The organism is Streptomyces antioxidans (genome assembly GCF_000968685.2).
GTDB classification, from domain to species: Bacteria; Actinomycetota; Actinomycetes; order Streptomycetales; family Streptomycetaceae; genus Streptomyces; species Streptomyces antioxidans.
Window position 1 is genome coordinate 103,498 of sequence record NZ_LAKD02000005.1, and the last position, 15,742, is coordinate 119,239.

The window sequence follows — 15,742 nt, forward strand, 5'->3', positions numbered from 1 at the left end:
GAAGAGGCCGACCCGCCCGATGGCCGGGCCGACCCCCGCTCCGGGACTCTTGGGCAGACGCAGACGCAGACGCGGGCGTAGACGCAGACGTAGACACAGACGTAGACGCGGACACAAACGCACACGCGGACGCAGACGCGCGACCGATCAGGCCCCAGAGGACGGGACGTAGATGATGGCCACCGCATACCGCCCCTACGAGCCGGGGACCGAGCCCCGTGGCCAGCTGGTGCCCGCCGTGCTGAAGGCGCCGTTCCAGGGCCGCGTGTGGCGTGAGCTCCTCTACGTCCTGCTCAACCTGCCGATGGCCATCCTCACCTTCGTCTACACGGTCACGATGATCGCGCTCGGCGCCGGGCTGCTGATCACCTTCCTGGGCGTTCCGGTGCTCGGCGCCGCCCTCGCGGGCTGCCGGGCGCTCGGCGTCGTCGAGCGGGCCCGCGCCCGGGTGCTGCTTGGTCTTGAGGTGGCCGAGCCCGAGCCCGTCCTCGGCCGGAGGGGCGGCAAAGGGGGCAGGCGCGGACCGGTGGCCTGGGTGGGCGCGCTGCTCAGGAGCGGCACCTCCTGGCGGCATGTGATCTACGCGCTGGTCCATCTGCCGTGGGCGGTGCTCTCCTTCGGCTTCGCGGTGACATTCACCTTCTACGGCTGGGGCTTCGCCACCTATCCGCTGTGGCGCTGGGTCTTCCCCCGCTATCTGGACCAGCCGGGGCTGCAGATCTTCGGGGACGGCCACGGGCACGACTTCTATCTGGACAACCCGTTCGAGACCACCGTGACCTGCGTCACCGGGGTCCTGGTCCTGCTGCTGACCCCGTGGCTGCTGCGGGCGCTGACCTCGGTCGACCGGATCATGGTGGCCGGACTGCTCGGCCCGTCCCGGCTGGCGAGCCGGGTCTGGGAGCTGGAGTCGGACCGGGGCACGGTGGTGGACACCGCCGCCGCCGACCTGCGCCGGATCGAACGCGACCTCCACGACGGCGCCCAGGCCCGGCTGGTCGCCCTCGCCATGGATCTGGGCCTGGCGAAGGAGAAGCTGGAGGAGGACCCGGAAGCCGCCACAAAGATGGTCGACGAGGCCCACGGCGAGGTGAAGCTCGCCCTCCAGGAACTCCGCGACCTCGCCCGCGGCATCCACCCCGCCATCCTCACCGACCGCGGCCTCGACCCCGCCCTCTCCGCCCTCGCCGCCCGCTGCGCGGTCCCGGTGAAGGCGACCGTGGACCTTCCGCAGCGGCCCGCGCCCGCGATCGAGGGCATCGTCTACTTCACCGTCTCCGAACTGCTGCAGAACATCAGCAAGCACAGCGGTGCCCGCAGCGCCGAGGTCGACGTCTGGCGCACCGATGACCGGGTGATGCTGCAGATCACGGATGACGGACGGGGCGGCGCCGACACCTCCGCCGGTTCGGGTCTCGCCGGGCTGGCCGAGCGGATCGACGCGGTGGACGGGATCCTCGTCGTCCAGTCCCCGGCGGGCGGCCCGACCACCGTGACCGCCGAGCTCCCCTGGCGCTGACGGCTCCCCTGACACTGAGCCCCGTACGCGGCCGGTTCCGTGCGACGCGAACCGCGCAACCCTGGGATGCTGGTCCCGACGAACCGAGCGGAACGGGGGCCGAACATCGTGGCGGACAGAGTACGGGTGGTCATCGCCGAGGATTCGGTGCTGCTGCGGGAGGGGCTGACCCGGCTGCTGACCGACCGGGGCCATGACGTGGTCGCGGGCGTCGGGGACGCGGAAGCGCTGATCAAGTCGGTGCGGGAGCTGGCCGACGAGGGCGTGCCACCGGATGTGGTGGTGGCCGACGTCCGGATGCCGCCCACCCACACCGACGAGGGGGTCCGGGCGGCCGTCCGGCTGCGCCGTGACCACCCGGGGCTCGGGGTGCTGGTCCTTTCGCAGTACGTGGAGGAGCAGTACGCGACCGAGCTGCTGGCCGGGAGCAGCCGGGGCGTGGGCTATCTGCTCAAGGACCGGGTGGCCGAGGTGCGCGAGTTCGTGGACGCGGTGGTGCGGGTCGCCCAGGGCGGCACGGCGCTCGACCCGGAGGTGGTCGCCCAGCTACTCGGCCGCAGCCGCAAGCAGGATGTGCTGGCCGGGCTCACCCCGAGGGAGCGTGAGGTGCTGGGGCTGATGGCCGAGGGCCGTACCAATTCGGCCATCGCCCGGCAGCTCGTGGTGAGCGACGGCGCGGTCGAGAAGCATGTGAGCAACATCTTCCTGAAGCTCGGCCTGTCGCCGAGTGACGGGGATCACCGTCGGGTGCTCGCCGTCCTCACCTATCTCAATTCCTGACACTTGACCTAGCTCAATCGCTGACACTCTCAGTTCCTGAAAGCAGACTCCCGCACGCCAAATCGGGGCCAAAGGCTGAATGGGGATCAGCGGAAATGACAGCACGGGGGGAGGGACACGTCATGCCAAACCAGGACATATATGGTTCTTCTTTCGGGGTCCACCATGTGATCCGGCCAAGGAAGGCCACCCTTACCGACGTACGATGGTCATGGGACAACAACCGGTCGGCACCGACTGTCCAGGAGCGCCGCCTCAAGGGAGGTCCGAAGCAGTGACCAGCCAGGTCAGTAGCCCGGCCGAGCAGGCCGAACCAGCCGATCAGCAGGGCGGGCAGACGCCCGCCGGGGGGCAGCGAACAGCGGACGGCGGCAAGGAGGTCCGCCGTCTGGACCGGGTGATCATCCGGTTCGCGGGGGACTCCGGTGACGGTATGCAGCTCACGGGCGACCGGTTCACCTCGGAGACGGCGTCGTTCGGAAACGACCTGTCGACCCTGCCGAACTTCCCGGCGGAGATCCGCGCCCCCGCCGGCACGCTGCCCGGAGTGTCGAGCTTCCAGCTCCACTTCGCCGATCACGACATCCTCACCCCGGGTGACGCGCCGAACGTACTGGTGGCGATGAACCCGGCCGCGCTGAAGGCCAACCTCCCCGATGTGCCGCGCGGGGCGGAAATCATCGTCAACACCGATGAGTTCACCAAGCGCCCCATGGCCAAGGTCGGCTATGACCAAAGCCCCCTGGAGGACGGCTCGCTGGACGGCTACCGGGTCCACCCGGTGCCGCTCACCACGCTGACCATCGAGGCGCTGAAGGAATTCGGGCTGTCCCGCAAGGAGGCCGAGCGCAGCAAGAACATGTTCGCGCTCGGGCTGCTGTCGTGGATGTACCACCGGCCGACCGAGAACACCGAGAAGTTCCTGCGCCAGAAGTTCGCCAAGAAGCCGCAGATCGCCGAGGCGAACGTGGCCGCCTTCCGGGCGGGCTGGAACTTCGGCGAGACCACCGAGGACTTCGCCGTCTCCTACGAGGTCGCCCCGGCCAGCACCGCGTTCCCCACCGGCACCTACCGGAACATCTCCGGCAACCTGGCGCTGTCGTACGGGCTGATCGCGGCGTCCCGACAGGCGGATCTGCCGCTGTTCCTGGGGTCGTACCCGATCACCCCGGCCTCGGACATCCTGCACGAGCTCTCCAAGCACAAGAACTTCGGCGTGCGCAGCTTCCAGGCCGAGGACGAGATCGCCGGGATCGGTGCCGCGCTGGGCGCGGCCTTCGGCGGCTCCCTCGCCGTGACCACCACCTCAGGACCCGGGGTGGCGCTGAAGTCGGAGACCATCGGGCTCGCGGTGTCGCTGGAGCTGCCGCTGCTGGTGATCGACATCCAGCGCGGCGGCCCCTCCACCGGGCTGCCCACCAAGACCGAGCAGGCGGATCTGCTCCAGGCCATGTACGGGCGCAACGGCGAGGCCCCGGTGCCGATCGTGGCCCCGAAGACCCCGGCCGACTGCTTCGACGCCGCGCTCGACGCCGCCCGGATCGCCCTGGCCTACCGCACCCCGGTGTTCCTGCTGTCGGACGGCTATCTGGCCAACGGCTCGGAGCCCTGGCGGGTGCCGGACGTCGATGAGCTGCCCGATCTGCGCGTCCAGTTCGCGGCCGGCCCCAACCACGTAACCGCCGACGGCACCGAGGTCTTCTGGCCGTACAAGCGCGACCCGGAGACGCTGGCCCGCCCCTGGGCCGTGCCCGGCACGCCCGGTCTTGAGCACCGGATCGGCGGCATCGAGAAGCAGGACGGCACGGGGAACATCTCCTACGACCCGGCCAACCACGACCATATGGTCCGCATCCGCCAGGCCAAGGTGGACGGCATCGCGGTGCCGGACATCGAGGTGGACGACCCGACCGGCGACGCCCGCACCCTGGTCCTGGGGTGGGGGTCCACGTACGGCCCGATCACCGCGGCGGTGCGCCGCGTCCGCACCGCGGGCGACCCGATCGCCCAGGCCCATCTGCGCCATCTCAACCCCTTCCCGGCCAACCTCGGCAAGGTGCTCGAGGGCTACCAGAAGGTCGTGGTGCCGGAGATGAACCTGGGTCAGCTGGCGACGCTGCTGCGCGCCCGCTACCTGGTCGACACCCGCTCCTTCACCCAGGTCCGCGGACTGCCCTTCAAGGCCGAACAGCTCGCCACGGCCCTTAAGGAGGCCATCGATGACTGACACCATCGCCGAGGGCGCGGCACCGGCCCGGCACGCGCTCTCCCTGGTGCCCAAGAGCGACACCAAGCAGACGATGAAGGACTTCAAGTCCGACCAGGAGGTCCGCTGGTGCCCCGGCTGCGGTGATTACGCGATCCTCGCCGCCGTCCAGGGCTTCATGCCCGAACTGGGCCTGGCGAAGGAGAACATCGTCTTCGTCTCGGGCATCGGCTGCTCCTCGCGCTTCCCGTACTACATGAACACCTACGGGATGCACTCCATCCACGGCCGCGCCCCGGCCATCGCCACCGGTCTTGCCGCCTCCCGCCGCGATCTGTCGGTGTGGGTGGTCACCGGTGACGGCGATGCGCTGTCGATCGGCGGCAACCACCTGATCCACGCGCTGCGCCGCAATGTGAACCTGAAGATCCTGCTCTTCAACAACCGCATCTACGGCCTGACCAAGGGGCAGTACAGCCCCACCTCCGAGGTCGGCAAGATCACCAAGTCGACCCCGATGGGCTCCCTGGACGCGCCGTTCAACCCGCTGTCGCTCGCGCTCGGCGCCGAGGCGGGCTTCGTGGCCCGCACCGTGGACTCCGACCGCAAGCACCTGACCGAGGTGCTGCGGCAGGCGGCGGCCCACCCCGGCACCGCGCTGGTGGAGATCTACCAGAACTGCAACATCTTCAACGACGGCGCCTTCGAGGCCCTGAAGGACAAGGACCAGGCCCAGGAGGCCGTGATCCGGCTGGAGCACGGGCAGCCGATCCGCTTCGGCGCCGACCGGTCCAAGGGCGTCATCCGCAACCAGGCCACCGGCGACCTCGAGGTGGTCACCGTCACCGCCGGGAACGAGCACCAGGTGCTGGTGCACGACGCCCACGCGGCCTCGCCCACCACGGCGTTCGCGCTGACCCGGCTCGCCGACGCGGACACCCTCCACCACACCCCCATCGGGGTGCTGCGCAGTGTGGAGCGCCCGGTCTACGACACCCAGATGTCCGACCAGCTCGACAACGCCGTGGAGCTCAAGGGCAAGGGCGACCTCGGGGCGCTGCTCGCCGGCGGCGACACCTGGACCGTCGTGGGCTGACCCGTACTCCCCGCCCAGCGGGCACATTCGTACATACGGGCACAGGCGGGTGCCCGGCCGGAGCGTCTGACCGCGCCCCGGCCGGGCACCCGCTCTGCTATCCGCATGGCCGACACCGCCGCCCCGCGCCAGCCGCCCGACCGCCCCGGCTACCGCCTCAAGCGGCTGCTGCTCGGCCCGCCCCTGGTCACCGAGCGGATCCGGCGCGAGAAGCTGCGCAACCCGGCCGCGCTGGGCGTACTGGCCTCCGACTGCATCTCCTCGACGGCGTACGGCAGCGAGGAGATGCTGCGGGTGCTGGTGCCGGTCATCGGGGTCGCGGCGTTCACCATGATCCTTCCGGTGACCGGGGCGATCCTGCTGGTGCTGCTGCTGGTCACGCTCTGCTACAGCGATGTGGTGATGCTCTACACCCGGGCGGGCGGCTCGTATGTGGTGGCGCGGGAGAACTTCGGCCCGGACATCGCCCAGATCGCGTCCGTGGCCCTGCTGGTGGACTACATCGTGACCGTCGCGGTCCAGGTCTCGGCGGGCACCAACGCGATCATCTCCTTCGCCCATCTCGCCGGCGGCACCTGGACCGGTATCGACCACCTCCAACTGCCGCTCAGCGCCGTGGTGATCCTGTTCCTCGCCTACGGCAATCTGCGCGGGCTGCGGGAGGCCGGACGGGTCTTCATGGTCCCCGCCTACCTGTTCATCGCCGCCGTCGGGCTGATGCTGGTGGTCGGGGTGATCCGCGGGCTCACCGGGACGCTGCCGCACGCCGATGTGCGCGCCGCGGGCGCCGTGCCGCTCGGCACTCCGGGCAGCGGCTGGCTCTACGGCGCCTCGCTCTTCATCGTGCTGCGCTCGTTCGCCAACGGCGGCTCCTCGCTGACCGGTCTGGAGGCGATCTCCAACAGCGTCTCGGTCTTCCGCGACCCCAAGGGCCGCAACGCCCGCCGCACGCTGGTCACGATGAGCTGCGTGCTGGGCACGCTGGTCCTCGGGGTCTCCGCCCTGGCCCACTTCACCCACGCCATCCCGTACCGTGACGGCACCCCGACCGTCCTCGCGCAGGAGGCCCATCTGGTCTTCGGCGGCGGGGTACTGGGCGCCCTGGGGCTGGCGTTCGTCCAGCTGGCGACCGCGCTCATCCTCTACACGGGCGCCAACACGCCCTTCACCGGCTTTCCGTTCCTGGCCAGCTTCGTGGCCGAGGACCGCTTTCTGCCCCGGCAGCTGACCCGGCGCGGCCACCGGCTGGCCTTCTCCAACGGGATCGTGTCGCTGGCCGTGGTGGCGCTCGCGCTGCTGGTGGTCACCGAGGCCAATGTGGACCGGCTGGTGGCGCTGTACGCGATCGGGGTGTTCACCGCGTTCACCATGGCCGGGTCCGGGATGACGGCCTATCACCTGCGGCGCCGGGAGCCGGGGCGGACCTGGAAGGTCGCGGTGAACCTCAGCACCGCGGTGGTCTCCGCCGCCGTGGTGCTGATCTTCGGGATCACCAAGTTCACCGAGGGCGCCTGGCTGGTCGTGGTGGTCTTCCCACTGGGGGTCTGGGCGCTGATCCGGATCAACCGCGAGTACCGTGCGGAGGCGGCCGCCCTGGAGGCGGTGGAGCGCCCCGGGGACGACGTCCCGCGCTGGCGGCGCCATGTGGTCTTCGTCCTGGCGGACAGCATCGACCTCGCGACGGTCAAGGCGCTGCGGTACGCGCACGAGCTGCGGCCCGACGAGGTACGCGCGGTGCACTTCATGGTGGACGAGACCCATGCCCGGCGGCTGATGGCGCGGTGGGAGGCCACGGCGGGGGTGACGGTGCCGCTGGAGGTCGTGGAGTGCCCGGACCGGCGGCTGCGCCACGCCGTGGTGGAGCTGGCGGCCCGTACCACCGGGGACGGGCGGACCGCGCTGACCCTGCTGGTGCCGCGCCGCACCTATGCCTCCCCGCTGGGCAAGCTGCTGCACAGGGGCACGGCGGAGTCGCTGGCCAAGGCGCTGGAGTGGCTGCCGGGCGTCGCGGTGACGATCCTGCCGTTCGCCGTCAGCCTCGCGGCGCGGGAGCGGGGGCCCGGGGGGCGAGGGTCCGGGGAGCGGGGGCCCCAGGAGCGGCCCGGCTCCGAATGACCACGCTTACTCAACCGGAAGTACCTTTCTTCTGGTTAGCGCTTCCCTTAGGGTGGGTGTACCGATCCCTAGCCAGGAGAGTCACGGATATGAGCATCGTCGTCACCGGAGCCACCGGCCACCTCGGCCGCCTCGTCGTCGAGGGGCTGCTGGAGAAGGTTCCCGCCGACCAGATCACCGCGGTCGTACGCGACACCGCGAAGGCCGCAGCACTCGCCGACCGCGGGGTGCGGCTGCACGTGGCCGACTACAACCGGCCCGAGACGCTTTCCGGCGCCTTCGCCGCGGGCGACAAGGTGCTGCTGATCTCCGGCAGCGAGGTCGGGCAGCGCGGGCCGCAGCACCAGGCCGTGATCGACGCCGCCAAGGAGGCCGGTGTCGCGCTGCTCGCCTACACCAGCGTCCTGGGCGGCCCCGCCGCCGACTTCTCCCTGGCCGATGAGCACAAGGTCACCGAGCGGGCGATCATCGACTCCGGTCTGCCGTACGTGCTGCTGCGCAACGGCTGGTACAACGAGAACTACACCGACAACCTCCCCACCGTCCTGGAGCACGGCGCCGTCGTGGGCGCCGCGGGCGAGGGCCGGGTCGCCTCCGCCGCCCGCGCCGACTACGCGGCGGCGGCCGTCGCCGTCCTGACCGGTGAGGGCCACGAGGGCAAGGCCTACGAGCTGTCCGGCGACACCGCGTGGGGCTTCGCCGAGTACGCCGGGGTGGTCGCCCGGCAGACCGGCAAGGAGATCGTCTACGGCGCCGTCTCCCCCGCGGAGTACCAGGCCATCCTCACCGGCGCCGGCGTCCCCGAACCGCTCGCCGTGATCCTCTCCGATGTCGAGGCGGCCATCGAGCGCGGCCGGCTGGACGCCACCCCGGGTGAGCTGTCCCGTCTCATAGGCCGTCCGACCACGCCCATCGCGGACTCGGTGGCGGCCGCCCTGAAGGGCTGACCGGCCCCGTACCCACCACGGCCCGCCTGTCATGACCGTATTCCGATACGGAAATGACAGGCGGGCTCCGCCAGCGCTACCTTCGGAGCCTCGGAACGGGCCCGCCGGGGGCTTGTCATGCCGTCGGGGAGGGTGCCGTGACGCCGGAGGACCAGCAGGACCGCGTCGATCGCACCGGGCTCCTCTACGGCTTCGCGGCGTACGCCATCTGGGGTCTGGTGCCGCTCTTCTGGCCGCTGCTGGAGCCCGCCGGGGCGGTGGAGATCCTCGCCCACCGGATGGTGTGGTCGCTGGCGGCCGTCGGTCTGGTGCTGCTGGTGCTGCGCCGCTGGAGCTGGATACGGCCACTGCTGCGGGAGCCCCGGCGGCTGGGCGTGATCGCGCTCGCCGCGACCGTGATCTCGGTCAACTGGGGCATGTACATCTGGGGCATCAACAGCGGACATGTGGTGGAGACCGCGCTCGGATACTTCATCAACCCGCTGGTCAGCATCGCCTTCGGGGTGCTGCTGCTGCGTGAGCGGCTGCGGCCCGCGCAGTGGGCGGCGGTCGGCGTCGGGGCGGTGGCCGTGGCCGTGCTGACGGTGGGCTACGGCAAGCTGCCGTGGATCGCGCTCACCCTCGCCTTCACCTTCGCGACGTACGGCCTGGCCAAGAAGCGGGTCGGTCTCGGCGGGCTGGAGTCACTGGCCGCCGAGACCGCCGTGCAGTTCCTGCCCGCGCTCGGCTTTCTGATCTGGCTCGGGGGGCACGGCGGCAGCACGTTCGCGAGCGAGGGCGCCGGGCACGCGGTGCTGCTGGCGAGCTGCGGCTTCATCACGGCGGTGCCGCTGATCTGCTTCGGGGCGTCGGCGGTGCGGCTGCCGCTGTCGACGATCGGGATGCTCCAGTACGTGGCGCCCACCTTCCAGTTCGTCCTCGGGCTCGCCGTCTTCCACGAGTCGATGCCACCCGAACGGTGGGCGGGCTTCGCCCTCGTCTGGCTCGCGCTCGCGCTGCTGACCTGGGACGCGCTGCGCACCGCCCGACGGGCGCGGCGGGCACTGGCGGACGCCGCCGCGCGGGCGGGGGCGCGGTCGGCGACAGTGGAGGCCGACGTCGTGCGGGGGGCTGACGTCGCACCGGAGGCCGTTGTGCCGGAGGCCGTTGTGCCGGAGGCGGTCGTGCCGGAGGTCGCCGCATCGGGCGCCATCCCGGACGTCGACGTCCCGGACGCCGCCGTGCCCGAGGCCCGGCCGGGACCGATATCCGGCGGCTGAAGTCCGGTTTCCGCCCTTGACGCGGAGTCAGCCACGCCCCGAGCATCAGCACGTTCACCGCTCCACCGCCCCCACGGGCACGTGCACCACACAGCGTCACGTCATTCCGTACCATCCCCGTTCGGAATCGGAGCCCCCCATGTCCTCATGTGCGCAAGCCCGCCCCCGAAGATCCCTGATACGCCGTACGGCCGCGATGGCCGCCGCAGGTACGGCGGTCGCCGCCCTGGTCTCGGCGGCTCCGGCCACCTCCGCCGCCGCATCGGCCCGGCACACCGCGGACGCCCGTACCGCCCTCGCGGCACCGGATGTCCCGCTGGCCAATGTGAAGGCCCACCTGGCCCAGCTGCAGTCCATCGCCACCGCCAACGGCGGCGACCGCGCCCATGGCCGCCCCGGCTACAAGGCGTCGCTCGACTACATCAAGGGCAAGCTGGACGCCGCCGGATACACCACCACCGTGCAGCAGTTCACCTCCGGCGGTGCCACCGGCTACAACCTCATCGCCGACTGGCCCGGCGGCGACACCGACAACGTGGTGTTCTCCGGCGCCCATCTCGACTCCGTCACCGCGGGCCCCGGGATCAACGACAACGGCTCGGGCTCCGCCGGAATACTGGAGACCGCGCTCACCGTCGCCCGCCAGGGCGCGAAGCCCACCAAGCATCTGCGGTTCGCCTGGTGGGGCGCCGAGGAGCGGGGGATGGTCGGCTCCACCTACTACATCAACAACCTGCCCTCATCCGAACGGGCGAAGATCGACGGCTATCTCAACTTCGACATGATCGGCTCGCCCAACCCCGGCTACTTCGTGTACGACGACGACCCCGGGATCGAGTCGGTCTTCAAGGCGTTCTTCTCCGCCAAGGGCGTGCCCACCGAGATCGAGACCGAGGGCGACGGCCGCTCCGACCACGCGCCGTTCAAGAACAGGGGCATCCCGGTGGGCGGTCTCTTCAGCGGCGCCGACTACACCAAGACCGCCGCCCAGGCCCAGAAGTGGGGCGGCACCTCCGGCCAGGCGTTCGACAGCTGCTACCACCGCTCCTGCGACACCTCGGCCAACATCGACGACACCGCCCTGGACCGCAACAGCGACGCCATCGCCTACGCGGTCTGGACGCTCGGCGGCGCCTGACCCCGGACGGATGACGACGTGCCGTGTTCGGCTCCGCCGCGCGGCCCGAGCCTCAGGCCGTGATGTCCTTCGCGGTGAACCGGGCCCAGGCCGCCGAGCCGAACACGGCCACGTACAGCCCCTGCAGCCCCAGGTTCTTGACCAGCTCGTCCCAGTAGACCGGCTCGCGGAGGAGATCGGCGAAGCTGAGCCAGAAGTGCGGGAAGAGATACGGGTGGATCGCGTGCAGCTGCGGGATGGTGTCGAGGATCTGCGCGGTGATCACCAGCCCCACGGTCGTGGCCATGGCCGCGATCCCGCTGTTGGTGAGGGTGGAGATGAACAGCCCCACCGTGGCGATCCCCACCAGCGACAGGGCCACCAGGGCCGCCACGCCGAGCGCCCGGAGCAGCGCCTCCTCGAACGAGACGGTGATGCCCGAGATCAGCGTGACATCGCCGAGCGGGAACAGCAGCGCCCCCGTCACCAGGCTCGAGAGGGCCACCACCAGGGTCGCGATCAGGCAGAAGGCCATGGTGGTGGTGAATTTGGCCAGCAGCAGACGGGTCCGCCCGGCGGGGGCGACCAGCAGATAGCGCAGCGTCCCTGAGCCCGCCTCACCGGCGATGGCGTCACCGGCGATCACGCCGATCACCATCGGCAGGAAGACCGGCAGCGTCGCCGCCAGCGACGCGAAGACCAGGAAGATCCCGTTGTTGGTGATCTGCGGGAAGAAGGCGGGGCCCGACCCCTCTCCCCCACGGCCGCCGCCGAAGCCGCCGCCGTCGCTGGTCTCGATCCTCACGGCGATGCCGATGAGGATCGGGATCAGCGCGAGCACCCCGAGCAGGGCCAGGGTCCGCCAGCGGCGGAGGGTGATGGTCAGCTCGGAGCGGAAGAGCGCCAGGGCCCACAGGGGGTTGGCGCGGGGCGGGCGCGCGGCCTTCTCGGCGGGAACGCCGGTGTCGGCCGTCTCCGGTACGCCGGTGTCGGGCGCCTCCGTTTCTTCAGCCCGCGACATCGAAGCCCTCTCCGGTCAGCGCGACAAAGGCGTCCTCGAGCGAGGCGCGTTCGGCCCCGAAGGCCCTGACCCGCACCCCGGCGCGTACGAGGGCGGCATTGAGATCGGCCAGCTCAAGCGGTGGGTCGTCCACAGCGGCGCCGGGCAACGGCAGCTCGCCGGAGACGCGCTCGTCCAGGACCACCAGATCCGTCACCCCGTGCTCCTTGAGCACCCGGACCGCGTCCACCGGGTCCGGGGTGGTGACGGCCAGTCGGCCGCGGCTGCCCGCCGCCAGCTCGGCCACCGTGCCCTGGGCGATCAGACGGCCCTGGGCCATCACGGCGGCGTGGGTGCACACCTGTTCGATCTCATCGAGGAGATGGGAGGAGAGGAAGACGGTGGTGCCCTCCTCGGCCAGCTCACGCACCAGGGCGCGGATCTCGCGCATGCCCTGCGGATCGAGGCCATTGGTCGGCTCGTCCAGCACCAGCAGCTCACGCGGCTGGAGCAGCGCGGCGGCCAGGCCCAGGCGCTGCTTCATGCCGAGCGAGTACGCCCGGGCCTTCTTCCCGGCCGCGGCGGCCAGCCCGACCCGGTCCAGGGCGGCCGCCACGCGGGGGGCGCGGGTGCGGGGGTCGGCGGTGGGGTCGGCCGCGTCGTAACGCAGCAGATTGTCGCGGCCGGTCAGAAAGGGGTACAGGGCGGGGCCCTCGATGAGGGCCCCCACCCTGGGCAGCACGCTCCGGGCGGCGCGCGGCATCGGCTCGCCGAGCAGTCTCGCCCTGCCCGAGGTGGGCTCGATCAGGCCCATGAGCATGCGGATGGTCGTCGTCTTCCCCGAGCCATTGGGCCCGAGGAAGCCGAAGACACTGCCCCGCGGCACGGACAGCTCCAGCGCGTCGACCGCGAGCTGCCCGCCCCGATAACGCTTGGTGAGCCCGCGGGTCTCCACCGCGGCGTCATCCCCCTCGGTGGACCGCTGCTCCACGGGCTCCCCTTCGTTCTGCGTCGTCACCGCGCGTTCCGCGTCGTCAACGCACCCCTGCGGCGTCAACGCACCCTGCGCCGTCCGTCACCGCGCGTTATCCGCCCGGTGGGCTCACTTGGCCGCGTTGGCGGCCTTGACCAGGGCGTCCTTGTCGACCGCGCCGACGAACACCTTGCCGTCGTCGGTGAGCAGCGCGTTCACCAGCCGGGTGCTGACCACGGTGCCGGAGCCGAACTTCCCCTTGACCTCCTTGCCGAAGCCGCCGAGGAGGCCGGAGGCCACGCCCGGGCCGTTGTCGCCGCCGGGCGCCGCGGCGCCGCCGGGGGTGTCGAGCCGGGCGACCTTGTCCCAGCCGTCTCCGACGACCTTCAGCCCGGACAGGGCGCCCTGGGCGTCCGTGAAGTCCTTGCCGCCGAAGTCCTTCGGGGCGTCCTTACGGTCGGCCTTGGGCTCCTCGGTGACCTTGGCACCCTTGGGCGGGTGGAAGTCGAAGGTGGCCGCCTTGGGCTTGCCGAAGTCCACCTTGGTGAAGCCCACGTCGATGATCGCCTTGCCGCCGCTCTTCGGGGAGAGCGTGAACTTCAGCGGGACACCGTTCTCCGCGTCCACCGCGATACGGACGGAACCGATCGTGGAGTCGCTGTTCTGCTTGGGCTTGATCAGCAGGTCGTAGGCGTCCCGCCCGGCGACCCTGGAGGTGCCGTCGACGCTCACATCGGTGGTGTCGTCCACGGAGGAGAGCACCGTCTTGGCGATCTTCTGGGGCGTGGCGTCCCGCAGGTCCTTCGGCACCTCCTGCCGGTGGTCGCCCTTGGCCTTCGCGTCCTTGGGGGCGGTGGCGTGGTAGGCGGAATTGCTCCCGCTGTCGTACGCCCAGACCTCCTCGCCGTTGTGGATCATGCTGTACTCGGCGGCGTTCTCGACGATCGACACCCGCTGCTTGTCGGGGCCGTCGGTGGCCACCCGCAGGGTGTGGGAGCCGGAGATCAGCTCCATCAGCTTGGACTCGGGCGCGGCGGACGCGTCGCCGCTGCGCTCACCGCCGAGGTCGGCGAGGGAGCCGCCGCCGGGGAGCGAGGGGATGCCCAGATCGGTGGTGATCTTCACCGAACCGGACATCTGCTGGGCGTCCGATGCCGCCATCTTGCTGATCAGCTCTTGCGCCGAGATCTTCGGCAGATCGGGGTCGCCGGTGCTGGCGAGCGCCGGGACCAGTCCTATGGTCGCCGCCGCGATGCCCGCGACGGCGACCGGAGCGGCGTACCGGGCGGCCTTCTTCCCCCGTGCTGGCCGTTCTTCATCCCAGAAGCCGTCGTCGGCGACCTGTGTCGGTCGGATCCGTGCCATGTGTGCTCTACCTCCGTCGTCGGCGGCGGTTCGTCAGCTTGCACTCGTCCACCTCTCGAGCCATTGTCACCCGATCCCGCCATGTGGTGGTCTTTTCATCCCACCAAATCGTTTGACGAGGCGCGTCAGCCCGCAGGATCACCTCGGCGTACTGCTCGGGTATGACGCCGCTCCACCGGGAGTCAGGGGCCGCGTACCCCAAGACTCAGGGCCGACTCCCGGGAGGCCCGGCCCGCCACCGGAGCCGAGGCGGGGCCGAGGCCCCGCAGGGCAGGGCCGGGGGGCCGGGGCGGGCGTCAGCCCGCTCGGTGGACCACCGCGTCGCACAGCCCCTCGAGGGCCTTCTTCGCCGGGCCCTCGGGCAGCGGCGCCAGCATCGAACGGGCCTCCGCCGCATAGCGGACCGTGACCCGGCGGGCCCGCTCCAGCGCCGGATGGGCGCGCAGCCGCCGCAGCACCTCGGCATGGCGCGCGTCATCGGTGAGATCGCCCGCGAGCAGTTCGCACAGCTCACGGTCCTCGGCGGAACCGGTCGCCGCAGCCTGCTCCCGCACATAGAGCACGGGCAGGGTGGCCACGCCCTCGCGCAGATCGGTGCCGGGGGTCTTGCCGGACTCATGGCTGTCGCTGGCGATGTCCAGCACGTCGTCGGCGAGCTGAAAGGCCATGCCGAGCCGCTCGCCGTACTGGGTGAGGATGCTGACGATGCTCTCGTCGGCGCCCGACATCATCGCGCCGAACCGGCCGGAGACGGCGATCAGCGAGCCCGTCTTACCGGCCAGCACGTCCAGGTAGTGCTCGACGGGGTCGCGGCCATCGCGGGGGCCGGCCGTCTCCAGGATCTGACCGGTGACCAGCCGCTCGAACGCCTCGGCCTGGATCCGCACCGCCTCGGGTCCGAGGTCGGCCAGGATGTGCGAGGCCCGGGCGAAGAGGAAGTCGCCGGTGAGGACGGCCACCGAGTTGCCCCAGCGGGCGTTGGCGCTGGAGACGCCGCGCCGCACCTCCGCCTCGTCCATCACATCGTCGTGGTACAGCGTCGCCAGATGGGTGAGCTCGACGACCACCGCCGAGGGCACCACTCCGGGCGCGTGGGGGTCGCCGAACTGCGCCGCCAGCAGCACCAGCAGGGGCCGGAACCGCTTCCCCCCGGCCCGCACCAGATGCTGGGCGGCCTCCGTGATGAAGGGCACATCGCTCTTGGTGGCCTCCAGCAGCCCCTCTTCGACCGCCGTCAGCCCGGCCTGGGTGTCGGCTTCCAGAGTCCGGTCCCGCACGCTCAGCCCCAAGGGCCCGACGAAGCTCACGGGGTACTCCTGTCTGCCTACGAATGACGCGAATGTCGATGTGTCGCTGCCTCCACCA

The 15,742-nt window shown here is 71.0% G+C and carries 12 protein-coding genes; 8 read left to right on the top strand and 4 right to left on the bottom strand.

The features are described 5' to 3' along the window. Window positions 1-175: 175 nt before the first annotated feature. From VT50_RS04415 to VT50_RS04450, 8 genes are all read left to right on the top strand, one after another. The gene (locus VT50_RS04415) at window positions 176-1,519 is read left to right on the top strand and encodes a sensor histidine kinase (RefSeq protein WP_046085967.1); all 1,344 of its coding nucleotides are present in this window, start codon (window positions 176-178) and stop codon (window positions 1,517-1,519) included. A gap of 66 nt (window positions 1,520-1,585) precedes the next feature. Further along, entirely contained in the window at window positions 1,586-2,299 is a 714-nt protein-coding gene (locus VT50_RS04420) for a response regulator transcription factor (RefSeq protein ID WP_046085955.1), read from the top strand. Between the two features lie 274 nt (window positions 2,300-2,573). Continuing rightward, a complete protein-coding gene (locus VT50_RS04425; RefSeq protein ID WP_046085956.1) occupies window positions 2,574-4,526 on the top strand; it encodes a 2-oxoacid:acceptor oxidoreductase subunit alpha in 1,953 nt (650 codons plus the stop codon). Then, a complete protein-coding gene (locus VT50_RS04430) occupies window positions 4,519-5,601 on the top strand; it encodes a 2-oxoacid:ferredoxin oxidoreductase subunit beta (RefSeq protein WP_046085957.1) in 1,083 nt (360 codons plus the stop codon). The genes VT50_RS04425 and VT50_RS04430 overlap by 8 nt, the downstream gene beginning before the upstream one ends. 105 nt (window positions 5,602-5,706) lie before the next feature. After that, entirely contained in the window at window positions 5,707-7,716 is a 2,010-nt protein-coding gene (locus tag VT50_RS04435; protein ID WP_046085958.1) for an APC family permease, read from the top strand. Window positions 7,717-7,805: 89 nt separating this feature from the next. Further along, complete coding sequence (locus VT50_RS04440; protein ID WP_046085959.1) at window positions 7,806-8,663, top strand: SDR family oxidoreductase; 858 nt, start codon at window positions 7,806-7,808, stop codon at window positions 8,661-8,663. Window positions 8,664-8,800: 137 nt separating this feature from the next. After that, a complete protein-coding gene (gene rarD / locus VT50_RS04445; protein ID WP_046085960.1) occupies window positions 8,801-9,922 on the top strand; it encodes an EamA family transporter RarD in 1,122 nt (373 codons plus the stop codon). Between the two features lie 196 nt (window positions 9,923-10,118). Then, window positions 10,119-11,060, top strand: coding sequence for a M28 family metallopeptidase (locus VT50_RS04450; RefSeq protein ID WP_046085961.1), 942 nt, complete (start codon window positions 10,119-10,121; stop codon window positions 11,058-11,060). Window positions 11,061-11,112: 52 nt separating this feature from the next. On the opposite strand, the gene VT50_RS04455 is transcribed toward VT50_RS04450, so the two are convergent. From VT50_RS04455 to VT50_RS04470, 4 genes are all read right to left on the bottom strand, one after another. Continuing rightward, entirely contained in the window at window positions 11,113-12,060 is a 948-nt protein-coding gene (locus VT50_RS04455; protein WP_046085962.1) for an ABC transporter permease, read from the bottom strand. Then, the gene (locus tag VT50_RS04460) at window positions 12,047-13,030 is read right to left on the bottom strand and encodes an ABC transporter ATP-binding protein (RefSeq protein ID WP_046085968.1); all 984 of its coding nucleotides are present in this window, start codon (window positions 13,028-13,030) and stop codon (window positions 12,047-12,049) included. The genes VT50_RS04455 and VT50_RS04460 overlap by 14 nt, the downstream gene beginning before the upstream one ends. Before the next feature lie 111 nt (window positions 13,031-13,141). Continuing rightward, entirely contained in the window at window positions 13,142-14,377 is a 1,236-nt protein-coding gene (locus VT50_RS04465) for a LolA family protein (RefSeq protein ID WP_046085963.1), read from the bottom strand. Between the two features lie 296 nt (window positions 14,378-14,673). Next, entirely contained in the window at window positions 14,674-15,684 is a 1,011-nt protein-coding gene (locus VT50_RS04470; RefSeq protein ID WP_046085964.1) for a polyprenyl synthetase family protein, read from the bottom strand. Window positions 15,685-15,742 lie beyond the last annotated feature (58 nt).

Excerpts from the sequence above, each read along its gene's own strand:
- VT50_RS04415 (WP_046085967.1), top strand. The coding sequence starts at position 176 with ATGGCCACCGCATACCGCCCCTACGAGCCGGGGACCGAGCCCCGTGGC.
- VT50_RS04420 (WP_046085955.1), top strand. The coding sequence starts at position 1,586 with ATGCTGGTCCCGACGAACCGAGCGGAACGGGGGCCGAACATCGTGGCG.
- VT50_RS04430 (WP_046085957.1), top strand. The coding sequence starts at position 4,519 with ATGACTGACACCATCGCCGAGGGCGCGGCACCGGCCCGGCACGCGCTC.
- VT50_RS04435 (WP_046085958.1), top strand. The coding sequence starts at position 5,707 with ATGGCCGACACCGCCGCCCCGCGCCAGCCGCCCGACCGCCCCGGCTAC.
- VT50_RS04440 (WP_046085959.1), top strand. The coding sequence starts at position 7,806 with ATGAGCATCGTCGTCACCGGAGCCACCGGCCACCTCGGCCGCCTCGTC.
- VT50_RS04450 (WP_046085961.1), top strand. The coding sequence starts at position 10,119 with ATGGCCGCCGCAGGTACGGCGGTCGCCGCCCTGGTCTCGGCGGCTCCG.
- VT50_RS04455 (WP_046085962.1), bottom strand. The coding sequence starts at position 12,060 with ATGTCGCGGGCTGAAGAAACGGAGGCGCCCGACACCGGCGTACCGGAG.
- VT50_RS04465 (WP_046085963.1), bottom strand. The coding sequence starts at position 14,377 with ATGGCACGGATCCGACCGACACAGGTCGCCGACGACGGCTTCTGGGAT.